We start from the raw sequence: 12959 nt of genomic DNA, 5'->3' as shown, positions 1-12959 counted from the left end.
AGGGCTAGGTCACGCAATCGGCAATCGATTACTTTCCTTCGCTGGCGGGCTTGCCCGGCCAATATTTGAGGGCGCGTGAACGGCCCGGAGCGCCGCCCTCGCCGGGGTTCTGGCATTGGTCCTGCACGGTCCGCGAGCAGACCGGGTAGTGCTTGTTGAGCGCCGAGGCCGGCGGCGGTTCGAGGTTTCCGGGGACGCTGGTGACCACCGCGCCCGCACCGCTGGCCGCGTCATCCGCAGGCGTCGCTTGCGCCGGAGCGGGAACTTCGCCGCCGGTGCGCGCGGCGACGCTGGTGTCGCTGTTATTGGCCCCTGCGGCGAGTTGCCGGACGATCGACTGCCACGCGGCGGAGCGCTGCGTCGGCGTCATCGCCGCGATCTGCTCGCGCTGGGTCGGCGTGAGCACGAAGTAGGCCTGCTGCTCCTCGGGGGTGAGCGTCCAGAAGTAGGTTTGGTACTCGGGCGACCAGCTTGAATACATCGTCTGCCGGTCGGCCGGCCAGCTGGCGACGATCGCCTGCCGGTCGGCCGTCAGGCTGCCCGTCGAGGCCGAAACGCCGACTTTCGCATCGTTATCGGTCTCTTGCGCCAGGGCCGGAACCGTGGCCAGCGCGATCGCGGCGGCGGCGCTCAGGATCAATTTGCGCATGGGTTCTCTCCATCGAATTCTCCTGTCGTCAGGGGAACCGCCGCCCATGGCGGTTGTTCCGCCGGCGGGGTTGCGTGGGGGGCGTCTGTTCCCTAGCTGTTCACTGTGAGCGACCCCGCCCTTCCCGCCCCCGCGAGCACCGCCGACGAAGCTCCGGCGTGGCTCGACGGGCTCAATCCGCCGCAGAAGGAAGCGGTGCTCACTACCGAGGGACCGGTGCTGATGCTGGCCGGCGCCGGAACCGGGAAGACCGCCGCGCTGACCGCGCGCCTCGCCCACCTGATCCGCAGCCGCCGCGCCTGGCCGAGCGAGATCCTTTGCGTCACCTTCACCAACAAGGCCGCGCGCGAAATGCGGCATCGCGTCGGCCAGCTGATCGGCGACGCGGTCGAGGGAATGCCGTGGCTCGGCACCTTCCATTCGATTTGCGCCAGGATGCTCCGCCGGCACGCCGAGCTGGTCGGGCTGCAGGCGAACTACACGATCATCGACACCGACGACCAGCTGCGCCTGCTCAAGCAGCTGATCACCGAGAACGATCTCGACGAGAAGCGCTGGCCGGCGCGGCAACTGGCCGGGCTGATCGACCGCTGGAAGAACCGCGGGCTCAACCCCGGCGATCTCGATGCCGTGGAGAACGAGGCTTACGCCAACGGCAAGGGCAAGCAGTTCTACGAACTCTACCAGGCACGGCTGAAGGCGCTCAACGCCTGCGATTTCGGCGACCTGATGCTCCACATGCTCAACGTGCTGCGGCGCGAGCCGGACATCCTCAAGGGCTATCAGCAGCGCTTCAAGTACATCCTCGTCGACGAGTACCAGGACACCAACTCGGTGCAGTACCTGTGGCTGCGGCTGCTGGCGCAGGAGCGCAAGAACATCTGCGTGGTCGGTGACGACGACCAGTCGATCTATTCATGGAGAGGCGCAGAAGTCGCCAATATCCTGCGGTTCGAGAAGGATTTTCCCGGCGCCAAGGTGATCCGGCTCGAGCAGAATTACCGTTCGACCCCGCCGATCCTGGCTGCCGCCTCGGGGCTGATCGCCGCCAATTCCGAGCGCCTCGGCAAGACCTTGTGGACCGAGCAGGGCGGCGGCGACAAGGTCCGCGTGATCGGCGTGTGGGACGCCCCCGAGGAAGCGCGCCGCGTCGGCGAGGAGATCGAGCGCATCGAGCGCGAGGGCGCCTCGCTCGAAGGCGTGGCGATCCTCGTCCGCGCGCAGTACCAGACGCGCGAATTCGAGGACCGCTTCATCCAGATCGGCCTCAGCTACCGCATCATCGGCGGCTTCCGCTTCTACGAACGCGCCGAAATCCGCGACGCGCTGGCCTACCTTCGCGTCATCGCCCAGCCGGCCGACGACCTGGCGTTCGAGCGCATCCACAACCAGCCCAAGCGCGGCCTCGGCGCCAAGGCGCTCGAAACGATGCACCGCCACGCCCGTGCCACCGGCATACCGCTCGCCGCCGCCGCGCTCGAACTGGCCGACAGCGACGAGCTGCCCGCGCGGGCGCGCGCTACGATCGCTTCGCTGATGGGCGGCTTCCTGCGCTGGCGCGAGCTGGCCGCAACCGTCACGCCGTCGGACTTGCTGCGCACAGTGCTCGAAGAGACCGGCTACGATGCCATGCTCAAGGCCGAGCGCTCGGCCGAGAGCGCCGGTCGGCTCGACAACCTCGCCGAGCTGGCGCGCGCAATGGAGGATTACGAAACGCTCGGCGATTTCCTCGAGCACGTCAGCCTGGTGATGGATAACGATGCCAACGACGACGAGGAGAAGGTCACCATCATGACCATCCACGCCGCTAAGGGCCTCGAGTTCGACAATGTCTTCCTGCCCGGCTGGGAGGAAGGCGTGTTCCCTTCGCAGCGGGCGCTTGACGAGGGCGGCCTCGCCGCGCTCGAGGAAGAGCGACGGCTGGCCTACGTGGCGATCACGCGCGCGCGACGCCGGTGCACCATCCTCCACGCCGCGAACCGGCGGATCTACGGCCAGTGGTCGAGCTCGATCCCCAGCCGCTTCATCGCCGAGCTGCCAGCCGAGCACATCGATGAGGAGACCACCCTCACCGGCGGCGCCTCGTTGTGGCGCGCCAACTGGTCCGAGACGGAAGACCCGTTCGCCCACGTCAGCCGCGACCGCCCCGATCGCAGCCGGGCGCGGGGCCCCGGCTGGCAGCGCGCGCTGACCGGCGGCTACGATCCGGCGCCCAAGCGCCTCGCCGAGCCCGGCCGCAGCGCCGCCAGTTTCGCCGCCAAGCCGCGCAGTGACTTGCGGCTCGGCGCGCGCGTGTTCCACGACAAGTTCGGCTATGGCGAGGTGGTCGGCCAGGAAGGCAACAAGCTCGAAATCGAATTCGAGACGAGCGGCCGCAAGCGCGTGATCGACAGCTTCGTCAGGCCAGCGTGAGCTTCAGGGACAACCCGGCGGAATCATCGGGCAATCCGCGGTGCTTGGCCGGGCGACGATCGGAACCACCGGAACGACCGAGGGCAGGAACAGACTGAACGGCCACAACGTCTGGATACCGAGTATCTCGATGCACGAGCCGCACTCGGGGCACGCGGCGTTCCACGCCAGCCAAAAGCCATAGCAAGCCCCAACGACGGCGCCGATCACGAAACCGGTTAGCGCAGCTTCGGCCGCGGCCCCGACCATGGCGACCGCCCAGAACGCCGCCTTGTCCTCGTTCGTGAAGCAAACCGGCCGCCAGAAAAGTCGCGGCCCCGCCTTGCGAAATCCCCCCTTGTAGACCGTCATCGGCACCCTCCCCTCGAGCGCGTCGACCCCCCATCATCCTACCGCAAATTAGACTGCGGGAAAACTCGGTTCCGCCAACGCGTTTTCCGAGCAAGGAGAGCATCATGCCGAGTAAGACGCACAACACCCAGGCCGGCGAGGAACGGCGCGGATCGAGCGGCCACGACATTCGCCAGCAGGAACAGGAATCGCGCGATGCGGACGAGTGCAACCCCCGCGACCGCGAGGGGCGCAAGGGCGGCGATAACGCGAAGAACCTCTGCGGTTAGAGCGCCGAGCGGGCGAGGAAGCCCGGCACCGGGCCGTTCCAGTCGCCGTCGTCGTCGCCGTCGACCGCCTCCGGTTCCGGCTCGCGGCGCGGAGCAGGCTGGCGCTTCGCCGGGGCAGGTTTTTCGGCGCGCGGCCGTTCCTCGCGAACCTTTTCGACATTCGGCTCTTCCTCGCGCGGCTCTTGCCGCCGGGACCTGCCACGGCGTGGCCGATCATCGGCGGCGCGTTCGCGCGGCGCTTGCTCGCGTTCCTGCGGCTCGCGTTGCTCGCCTTTGCTCGCTCCGTACTCGGCGATGGCCATGCCGGTGAGTTTCTCGACGTTGGCGATCGCCTCGGCATCCTCGGGCGTGACCATCGTGAAGGCCTTGCCTTTGGCCCCGGCGCGCCCCGTTCGGCCGATACGGTGGATGTAATCGTCCGGATGCCACGGCGTGTCGTAGTTGAACACGTGGCTGACGCCCTTGATGTCGAGCCCGCGCGCGGCGACGTCGCTGGCGACGAGGATATTGATCTCGCCCTTCTTGAACCGGTCGAGCTCCGCGATGCGGCTGCCCTGGTCCATGTCGCCGTGGATCTCACCGGTCGAGAAGCCCGATCGCTTGAGGCTCTTGTTGAGCTCGCGCACGGTGGTCTTGCGGTTGGCGAAGATCAGCGCGCTGGTGACGTCGTCGCCGCGCAGCAGCGAGACCAGCGTATCGCGCTTCTCGCGCGAGGATACCTTGACCTTGAACTGCTCGATATTGATGTTCGCGGTCGCCGGGCGGGCGGCCTCGATGTATTTCGGGTTCGTCAGGAACTTGTCGGCCAGCTTCTTGATCGGCGGCGGCATCGTCGCCGAGAACAGCAGCGTCTGGCGGTTGGCCGGCAGCTTCTCGCAGATGAACTCGATGTCGGGGATGAAGCCCATGTCGAGCATCCGGTCGGCCTCGTCGATCACCAGCAGGTCGCAGCCGGTCAGCAGGATCTTGCCGCGGCCGAACAAGTCCATCAGCCGCCCGGGAGTAGCGATCAGCACGTCAACCCCTTCGTCGAGCGCCTTGACCTGGTCGCCCATCTGCACGCCGCCGATGAGCAGCGCCATCTTGAGGTCGTGATTGGTGCCGTACTTCTCGAAGTTCTCGGCCACCTGCTGGGCGAGCTCGCGAGTCGGCTCGAGGATGAGCGAACGCGGCATTCGCGCCCGGCGGCGGCCGTGGGCGAGGATGTCGATCATCGGCAGCACGAAGCTGGCAGTCTTGCCTGTGCCCGTCTGGGCGATCGCGATCACGTCCTTCATCATCTGGACTTGCGGGATCGCTTGCGCCTGGATCGGCGTCGGCTCGGTGTAGCCGGCGGCTTCGACCGCTTGCAGCAATTCGTCAGAGAGGCCGAGATCGGCAAATTTCATCGGGTGTGTTGTCCGGGTCTAATGCTGGCGCAAAACGCCAAGGATTGGCGCGCGGGCAAGTTCCCGGGGGCCGTCGCGCCCCTAGGCGGACGGAGGGGCAAAAGTCAAGGAACGCGCCGAGCCCGGCAGCTCAATCCTTCAGCGCCACCAGCCGGTTGATGCGGGAGATCTGGCAACTCGCCCCGGTGCGCGACCGTAACATGTCGCGGCCGGAGCACAGGCGGCCGTCGGCGTTGCGCTCGACCGAGGCGCCCAGATAGAACGCGTCGGGATCGCAAACGCGCTCGAGCGTGGCGCTGAGGAGGCGGTGGTCGTGCATGAACAGCAGCAGACGGTTCTGCAGCGGGGCAATGCCGTCGATCTGGTCGATCGGCACGCAGCGGCTGAGCTTCTTTTCCTTGTAGCGTACCGGCCGCTCGGCGCGCGGGGCGTCGAAGACCTCGCGCCGCATCGCCGGCGGGCTGGGCACCAGACGGATGATCACGCGCTGCTCGATCTGGATCTGGTTTTGCACCTCGGGCCGATAGCTGCCGCGAAAATCGCCAAACGCGTCGACGTCGGACGGCCCCGGCACGGCCAGCGCAAGAACGGCGACAATGGCGGCAAAGCTGTTCATCCGATGAGGCTGGGTCCCTGGCGGCCGATTGCCCGGCCAGTCGCGCCAGTCGTTAGTGGCGGCGCTTGAATGTTCGCTTAACTCGCCGTTTGCCCTTTGCAACAGGCTGCGGACGCTGGCAGAGCGTTGCCCAATGGCAACAGCGGACTTTATCGAGGCGGCAACCGCACTCCTGGGCCCGCGCGGTTTCACGCGCGATCCCGAACTGGTCGGGCCGTGGCTGACCGACTGGCGCGGGCGTTACACCGGCAAGGCGCTCGGTCTCGCCTCGCCCGACTCGACCGCCCAAGTGGCGGCGCTCGTCAAATTGTGCGCTGAGCATGATGTGCCCATCGTGCCCCAGGGCGGCAACAGTGGGATGTGCGGCGGCGCCACGCCCGACGACAGCGGCGCGGCAATCCTGCTCTCGCTGCGGCGCATGAACGCGATTCGCCGGCTCGATCCGCAAGCGCGCGAGGCCGTGTGCGAGGCCGGCGTGATCCTGCAAACGCTGCACGAGGCGGCCGCAGCCGAGGGGCTGCGCTTCCCGTTGACGCTCGGCGGCAAGGGCAGTGCGACGGTCGGCGGACTGATCTCGACCAACGCCGGCGGGACGCAAGTGCTGCGCCACGGATCGATGCGCGCGCAAGTGCTCGGGATCGAGGCGGTGCTGGCCGACGGCAGCGTGTTCGACGCGCTGACCTCGCTCAAGAAGGACAACCGCGGGTTCGACCTCAAGCAAATGCTGATCGGGTCCGAAGGCACGCTCGGGATCGTCACAGCGGCGACTCTGCGGCTGCTCCCGGCGCTGGCTGACCGTGCGGTGCTGTGGGCCGGGCTCGGCTCGGTCGGCGATGCGCCGAAGTTGCTGGCGCATGCCGAACGGATTGCCGGCGGCGCTCTCGAGGGCTTTGAAATCATGCCGCGACACAGCCTCGAGGCGGTGCTCGCGCATGTCCCCGGCTCGCGCAATCCGCTCGCCGGCGAACACGCCTGGAACGCGCTGATCGAGCTGGCCGCCGACCGTGCGCAGGCCGATGCGTTGCCGGCGCTGGCGCAGACGCTGCTCGAAAGCGCGTTCGAAGCCGGGCTCGTGGAGGATGCGACGATCGCCGCCAACGAGGCGCAGGCCGAGGCCTTCTGGCTCTTGCGCGACGAGATCGCCCCCGCCGAGCGCGCGCTCGGCCCCGCGATGCAGCACGACATCTCGGTACCGGTCGCAAGCATGGCGGCATTCATCGAAGATACCTCGCCGCTGGTCGAAGGGCGTTTTCCGGGCGTGCGGGTGGTCGCTTTTGGGCACCTCGGCGATGGCAACGTGCATTACCACGTGCTTGCCCCCGAAGGCGCCAAGCCCGGCGAATGGGAACGTAGTGAAGGTAAGGAAATCAGCTATTTCGTGCACGATCTTGTCACCCAATGGCAAGGCTCGATCAGCGCCGAGCACGGCATTGGCCAGCTGAAACGTGACGAACTGGAGCGGCTCGGCGATCCGGTCCAGCTGCACCTGATGCGCGCGGTCAAGCAGGCGCTCGATCCCCGGGGACTGCTCAATCCGGGCAAGCTGGTGCCGCTTGCGCGCGAGCCTGCCAGACCGTAAAGCGCGCGCTTCGAATGGCCGGGCACGTGCGTGCAGGCGAAACAAACACATTGTCGGAGAGACCCGATGGCCAGCGCGCCGCAGCCCCAGTTGCCCCTGTTCTACAAAGACCTCACCCCGCTCAACAGCCGCGACCACGCAAACTACCGCGCGCGCACCCTGGATCGGGCGCCGTGGGCCGTCGGGCAGCATGCGATTCCGCTCACCGTCGACGAGTTCCCCCTCGCCCACCGCCACTTCCCGATCGTGTTCTCGGTCGGCGACAACCCGGTCCCGCTGGCGTTGCTTGGGCTCAACGAGGGTGTCAGCGTGTTCTTCGACGACGAGGGCAAGGCGCTGGAGGATTTCTACATCCCCGCCTACATCCGCCGCTATCCGTTTCTGCTCGCCCGGCTCGATCCGAACAGCGAGACGATGTCGCTTTGCTTCGACCCCGAGAGCGGCCTGGTCCAGGAGGGCGACGAAGGCAATCCGCTGTTCGACGGTGACCAGCCGAGCGCAACGACGATGGAACTGATGGACTTCTGCCAGAAGTTCGAGGAAGCCGGCATGCGCACGCAGCAGTTCATGGAAGAGCTCAAGTCGGCCGACCTGCTGATGGACGGCGAAGTGGCGATCGCGCGACCGGAAGACCCGGACAAGCCTTACGTCTATCGCGGCTTCCAGATGATCAATCAGGAGAACCTGGTCGAAGTGCGCGGCGACAAGCTGCGGACGTGGAACCAGAACGGGTTGTTGCCGCTGATCTACGCGCACCTCTTCTCGCTGGACATCATGCGGATCATATTCGGCAAGCAAGTCCAGCAGGGCAAGCTGCCCGCTCCGATGCCCAACCTGCAGGTCGAACCGAGCGCCTAGGCCGGACCGAGCGACAATTTGCGACGCGAGCGGCCTTGAACATTTGAGCCTCTCGCTTATGTAGGATCGGTCCGGGCGGCGCTTCCCTCATGGCCCGTTCGGATAGGCGCGCTTCGGCGCGCCTCCTCCCTGAACCTTGGCCACCTCGTGCGTAATGCACGAGGTGGTTTTTTCTTGCCCTCGAATTGCGGTTGCGAAGCACTGCCGAAGGCAGAACCGGCAGCGCAGGCAAGGTCTCATTCGGCGGCGTGACGCATCGAGCCTAGCGCGGCGAACTCGCTCGCCAGCCGGCGGACGAGGCCGGTGAGCAGCTCGGCGACCGCGTCGAAGCCCTGGCCGGGCTCCTGCAACCGCTCGTCGAGATAGACCGCGCGGCAGATTTCGATTTGCAGGCCGTGGATGCACCTCGCGGGCGCGGCATGGCGATCGAGCACGTATCCACCCGCATAGGGCCGGTTGTGCGCCGCCCGGCGCCCGGCGGCGGCAAAGTGGTCGAAGGCCGCGGCGCACAGCGCGCCGTCGCACGAGCTTCCGAAACGGTCGCCGACGACGAAGTCGGCCGAGGCCTGCGACCCGCGCTTGGGCCCCAGCGGCGGCATCGAGTGGAGGTCGAGCAGCAGCGCCGCCCCCCACCGCCCCTTGATCGCCTTCAGCTCGCCGGCAAGCGCCGCGTGATAGGGTGCGTGGACCCCGGCAAGGCGCGCGTCGAGTTCGGCGCGGGTCATCCGCCGCTTCCATATCTCGCCGAGGCCCGGCAGCCGCCGCGGCACCAGACCGAGGCCGCCGCGCGCGCGGCGCGCGGTGCGGAAGGTCTCGCGCGCTTCCCCGTCGTCGCCGTCGGCGAGCATGTCCCAGTCCATCTCCTCGGGCGCGCGGTTGAGGTCGATCATCGCCCGCGGCGCGTGCGCCAGCAGCAAGCCGGCGCCGGTCTCGCGCGCGACCGCGCGGGCGAGCAAGTCGACGTAGCGGTCCTCGAGCTTGAACCCGGCCCCCGGGGCGTCGCGCATCTGCCCCAGCAGCTCCGGCGGATAGCTCCTGCCGGCATGAGGAACGGCAAGCAGCACCGGGATCGGCGACGGCTCACGCCGGAAGACGGTATATGCGCGCCCGGCCGCAGCGCCGGGAATGGAGCCGCCGGCGATAGTCTGGTAATCCGGCGGAAGCGTGGAGTCGGGAATCACGTTTGCTTAGCTGCCCTTTCGGCCTTGCTGTGTCAAAGCAGGGCACTCGCCAGAACGGGCAAGATTTTTAACGGGGCGTGGATTATTTGCCGGCCTTAGAGCAACGAGGGAAACCCGATGATCCGTATCCTGCTGGCCGAGGACGACGAAGCGATGCGCACCTACCTGGTGCGGGCGCTCGAGAACGCCGGCTATTCGGTCGCCGCGGTCGATCGCGGGACCGCGGCCCTGCCGCTGCTTGAAGAAGAGCATTTCGACCTCCTGCTGTCGGACATCGTGATGCCCGAAATGGACGGCATCGAGCTCGCCCAGCGCTGCTCGGAAACGAGCCCGCGCACCAAGGTGATGTTCATCACCGGCTTCGCCGCGGTTTCGCTCCGCCCGAGCCACGAAGTGCCCCAGAGCAAGGTGCTCTCGAAGCCGTTCCACCTCAAGGACCTGGTGCTCGAGGTCGAGCGCATGTTCGAGGATCGGGCGACCGCGTCTTTGTAACTTGAAAGGCCAGCGGGGCGGCGCTAGAGGGCGCCCCTGCCGCGGGGCTCGCTCCCGGCCTGATCCGATGGTGCGGGCGTATAGCTCAGTGGTAGAGCACCGTGTTGACATCGCGGGGGTCGCAAGTTCAATCCTTGCTACGCCCACCATCGAAGCGAAGAAGGCGCCCTGCGGCGCCTTTTTTGTGCCTCCCGTCCTATCAATTGAACCCCGGGCGCCTATCTGCCCCACATGACAGGCATGAAGACGGTTGCGCGCATCAACGCCATAAGCGGCGCCATCCCGTCCACCGACGTCGACAACGACTATCGCCAATGGGCGCAGACGCAGCTTTCGGATCCGCGCGAAGCCCGCTTGTTCGGGCGGATGGCGGAGCGATCGGGCATCGAGCATCGCTGGTCGGTGCTCGGCGACGACGCCGGGCTCGAGGAGGGCCGCTTCTACACCCGCGCCACGCAGCCGACGACGGCCGAGCGAATGGCGGTCTATGCCAGGGAGGCGCCGAAGCTGGCGCTCGAAGCCATCCGCGGCTTGCCCGATATCGGCGAAGTCACGCACCTCGTCGTCGCCAGTTGCACCGGCTTCGTGGCGCCGGGAGTCGACCAGATCATCGCCCGCGCGCTCGGCCTGCCGGGTCATGTCGAGCGGCTCGTGGTCGGATTCATGGGTTGCTACGCCGGGGCCACGGCCTTGAGAACTGCCGGTCACCTCGTTCGCTCCGACCCGTCGGCGCGCGTGCTGGTCGTCACGGTCGAGCTGTGCAGCCTGCACTTGCAGGAGGTCGCCGGGCTCGAATCGATGCTGGCGATGGCACAGTTCAGCGACGGCGCCGCGGCGGCCATCGTCTCGGCCGAAGGTCCCGGCCTCGCCATCGGCGAAGGCCTTTCGGCGACGCTGGAGGAAAGCGATACGCTGATCACCTGGACGATCGGCGACACCGGCTTCGCGATGAACCTGTCGGGCGAAGTGCCGGGGAGACTGGCCAAAGCGCTGGCCGAGCCCGCGCTGGCCGATACAGTCCTCGACGGCAGCGACGCGATCGATATCGACGCCTGGGCGGTCCACCCCGGCGGCAAGTCCATCCTCGACGCGGTCGAGCGCGCATTTGCGCTTGGCCAGGGCGCGCTCGCCGAATCGCGCGAAGTACTGCGCGCCTGCGGCAACATGTCGTCGGCGACGATCCTGTTCGTGCTGGAGAAGATCATGCCGCGCCGCCCGGCGACCGGCGTGGCGATGGCTTTCGGACCGGGCCTGGCGATGGAGGGCTTCCGCTTCGGCTGGACCGAAGGCGATGCTCACTAGCAGGCTCCAGGTGGACGAGTTGATGGACGACCCGGCGCTCGACCCCGGGACGTACAGCGCCGTGCTTCACGACCTGGCCAAGGTCAACCGCACGACCTTCGCCTACCGGCCGACGCTCGATTTCCTCTCGCGGGCAGTCGGCTCGCGCAAGACCTTGCGCCTGCTCGACGTCGGCTTCGGTGACGGCGACATGCTGCGCCAGATCGCCCGCTGGGCCGGCCGGCGCGGGATTGCCGCCGAACTCACCGGCGTCGATCTCAATCCCCGCAGCGTCGCCGCGGCTCTCGAGGCGACCTCCCCCGGCACGCCCATTCGCTACCTCGCCGGCGACTACGCGGCGCTGGCCGGCGAAGGGTTCGATTGCGTGATCTCGAGCCTGGTCGCGCACCACATGAGCCACGATCAGCTCATTGCCTTCCTGCGCTTCATGGACCGCGAGAGCGCGCGCGGCTGGTTCGTCAACGACCTCCACCGCCACGGCTTCGCGCACGCGTCGTTCCCCTTGCTCGCCAGCCTGATGGGCTGGCACCGCATCGTCCGGCTCGACGGCACGACCTCGATCGCGCGCAGTTATCGCCCGGCCGAATGGCCGCCGCTGCTCGCCGAGGCGGGGGTCGAGGGCGCCCGCGTGCGCCGCCGCTTCCCCTTCCGGCTGTGCGTCGAGAAGATCCGCTGAAAGGCCCGCTGGTGGTCGGCGCTGGCCCGGCGGGCTGCGCCGCGGCGATCGTCCTCGCGCGCGGCGGAGCCAAGCCGCTGCTGGTCGATCGCGACGCCGAAGCCGGTGACGCGCTCTGCGGCGGCTTCCTGAGCTGGCGCACCGCCCAGCGGCTGCATGGACTCGGCGTTGATCCCGAAACGCTTGGCGGGCACCCGATCGAGCGGTTGCTGCTGTTCGGCGAAGGCAGACCAGTCGAGATCGCCCTGCCCCAGCGCGCGTTCGGCCTGTCACGCAAGGCGCTCGACACCGCCCTGCGAGAAAGCGCCCTCGCGGCGGGCGCGGAACTGGCGATCGATACGGTCCGCCAGGTCGAAGGATTGCACGTGACCGGCCGCGCGCACGAGTGGCGGGCCGAGAGCCTGTTCCTCGCCACCGGCAAGCACGACCTGCGCGGAACCGCGCGGCCTCGCTCGGCCAAGGATCCGGCGCTTGGCCTGCGCGTGCGGCTCGCGCCTTCCTCCGGTCTCGCGAAGCGCCTGGCGAACACCATAGAGCTGCACTTGTTCGATGGCGGCTACGCCGGGATCGTGCTTCAGGAAGACGGCAGCGCGAACGTCTGCCTGGCGGTTCGCAAGTCGCTCATAGGCGAGGCAGGCGCCAATCCGATGGAACTGCTCGCCCGCCTTGCGGCCGGCCATCCGCATTTCGCCTTGCGGCTCGAAGCCGGCTGGCGCGAGGCGCGGGTCGATACGATCGGCTCGGTCCCTTACGGTTGGAGCGCGCAGGCGACCGAGCCCGGCGTGTTCCGGCTCGGCGACCAGGCGGCGGTTATCCCCTCGCTGGCCGGCGAAGGGATCGACATCGCGCTCGCCAGCGGCATCGCCGCGGCGGAGGCCTGGCTCACCGGCGCCGCGGAGGCGGCTCCCGCTTACCAGCAGGCGCTCCACGAGCGTGTTCGCGGACCGCTGATGTGGGCCGGAGCGGCCTGGGGCCTCGCCGAGCGGCCGGCCATCACCCGCCTCGGCCTCGCCGCGGCGCGCCTCGCGCCAGGCCTCATTTCGCGGCTGGTCGACGCGACGCGGCTGCATTAGCCGAAAGTTCTTTCCTACATCGACTTGTTCTGCTTATGTTCTGATGATGGTGTCGCTGGGCCTGTCACTTACCCGTCCGCGCCTTCGGTGCTCGCTCCATGAATTTGGGTAGG

The 12959-nt window shown here is 67.9% G+C and carries 13 protein-coding genes and 1 tRNA gene; 9 read left to right on the top strand and 5 right to left on the bottom strand.

The genetic code is table 11. The features are described from left to right. Positions 1 to 28: 28 nt before the first annotated feature. Entirely contained in the window at positions 29 to 649 is a 621-nt protein-coding gene (locus tag G7B69_RS01525) for a hypothetical protein (RefSeq protein WP_207785918.1), read from the bottom strand. A gap of 105 nt (positions 650 to 754) precedes the next feature. On the opposite strand from G7B69_RS01525, the gene G7B69_RS01520 reads away from it, so the two are divergent. After that, on the top strand, positions 755 to 3061 hold the full coding sequence (locus G7B69_RS01520; RefSeq protein WP_243414981.1) for an ATP-dependent helicase: 2307 nt from the start codon (positions 755 to 757) through the stop codon (positions 3059 to 3061). Positions 3062 to 3064: 3 nt separating this feature from the next. On the opposite strand, the gene G7B69_RS01515 is transcribed toward G7B69_RS01520, so the two are convergent. Beyond that, positions 3065 to 3412 carry a hypothetical protein gene (locus G7B69_RS01515; RefSeq protein WP_166175331.1) on the bottom strand — a complete coding sequence of 116 codons (348 nt, stop codon included), beginning with the start codon at positions 3410 to 3412 and terminating at the stop codon, positions 3065 to 3067. 104 nt (positions 3413 to 3516) lie between these two features. On the opposite strand from G7B69_RS01515, the gene G7B69_RS01510 reads away from it, so the two are divergent. Next, positions 3517 to 3681 (top strand): hypothetical protein, encoded by a 165-nt coding sequence (locus tag G7B69_RS01510; RefSeq protein WP_166175329.1) that lies wholly within the window; start codon positions 3517 to 3519, stop codon positions 3679 to 3681. Here the strand turns inward: G7B69_RS01510 and G7B69_RS01505 are convergent. Continuing rightward, positions 3678 to 5069 (bottom strand): DEAD/DEAH box helicase, encoded by a 1392-nt coding sequence (locus G7B69_RS01505; RefSeq protein ID WP_166175327.1) that lies wholly within the window; start codon positions 5067 to 5069, stop codon positions 3678 to 3680. The two genes, G7B69_RS01510 and G7B69_RS01505, sit on opposite strands and share 4 nt — an antisense overlap. Positions 5070 to 5199: 130 nt before the next feature. Beyond that, positions 5200 to 5685 (bottom strand): hypothetical protein, encoded by a 486-nt coding sequence (locus G7B69_RS01500; protein WP_166175325.1) that lies wholly within the window; start codon positions 5683 to 5685, stop codon positions 5200 to 5202. Between the two features lie 133 nt (positions 5686 to 5818). Between G7B69_RS01500 and G7B69_RS01495 the strand changes: the two genes are divergently transcribed. Together G7B69_RS01495 and G7B69_RS01490 are read left to right on the top strand one after the other, a co-directional pair. Next, positions 5819 to 7264, top strand: coding sequence for an FAD-binding oxidoreductase (locus G7B69_RS01495; RefSeq protein ID WP_166175323.1), 1446 nt, complete (start codon positions 5819 to 5821; stop codon positions 7262 to 7264). A 66-nt stretch (positions 7265 to 7330) separates the two neighbouring features. After that, the gene (locus tag G7B69_RS01490) at positions 7331 to 8122 is read left to right on the top strand and encodes a SapC family protein (protein ID WP_166175321.1); all 792 of its coding nucleotides are present in this window, start codon (positions 7331 to 7333) and stop codon (positions 8120 to 8122) included. Between the two features lie 236 nt (positions 8123 to 8358). On the opposite strand, the gene G7B69_RS01485 is transcribed toward G7B69_RS01490, so the two are convergent. Next, positions 8359 to 9303, bottom strand: a complete 945-nt coding sequence (locus G7B69_RS01485) for an N-formylglutamate amidohydrolase (RefSeq protein WP_243414980.1) — start codon at positions 9301 to 9303, stop codon at positions 8359 to 8361. Between the two features lie 117 nt (positions 9304 to 9420). Between G7B69_RS01485 and cpdR the strand changes: the two genes are divergently transcribed. The 5 genes from cpdR to G7B69_RS01460 all read left to right on the top strand — a co-directional run bounded on the left by cpdR (position 9421) and on the right by G7B69_RS01460 (position 12846). Next, positions 9421 to 9795 (top strand): cell cycle two-component system response regulator CpdR, encoded by a 375-nt coding sequence (gene cpdR / locus G7B69_RS01480; RefSeq protein WP_166175319.1) that lies wholly within the window; start codon positions 9421 to 9423, stop codon positions 9793 to 9795. Between the two features lie 74 nt (positions 9796 to 9869). Beyond that, positions 9870 to 9944 (top strand) — tRNA-Val (locus G7B69_RS01475). Positions 9945 to 10035: 91 nt separating this feature from the next. Beyond that, the gene (locus tag G7B69_RS01470) at positions 10036 to 11097 is read left to right on the top strand and encodes a type III polyketide synthase (RefSeq protein ID WP_166175317.1); all 1062 of its coding nucleotides are present in this window, start codon (positions 10036 to 10038) and stop codon (positions 11095 to 11097) included. Beyond that, complete coding sequence (locus tag G7B69_RS01465; RefSeq protein ID WP_166175314.1) at positions 11087 to 11773, top strand: methyltransferase domain-containing protein; 687 nt, start codon at positions 11087 to 11089, stop codon at positions 11771 to 11773. The genes G7B69_RS01470 and G7B69_RS01465 overlap by 11 nt, the downstream gene beginning before the upstream one ends. Continuing rightward, positions 11752 to 12846, top strand: coding sequence for an NAD(P)/FAD-dependent oxidoreductase (locus G7B69_RS01460; RefSeq protein ID WP_243414979.1), 1095 nt, complete (start codon positions 11752 to 11754; stop codon positions 12844 to 12846). The genes G7B69_RS01465 and G7B69_RS01460 overlap by 22 nt, the downstream gene beginning before the upstream one ends. The last annotated feature ends 113 nt before the right edge of the window (positions 12847 to 12959 follow it).

The organism is Croceibacterium segetis, from assembly GCF_011320115.1.
Classification (GTDB): domain Bacteria; phylum Pseudomonadota; class Alphaproteobacteria; order Sphingomonadales; family Sphingomonadaceae; genus Croceibacterium_B; species Croceibacterium_B segetis.
The sequence above is the reverse complement of the archived record's forward strand: the minus strand, read 5'-3'. Positions and strand labels throughout refer to the sequence as shown.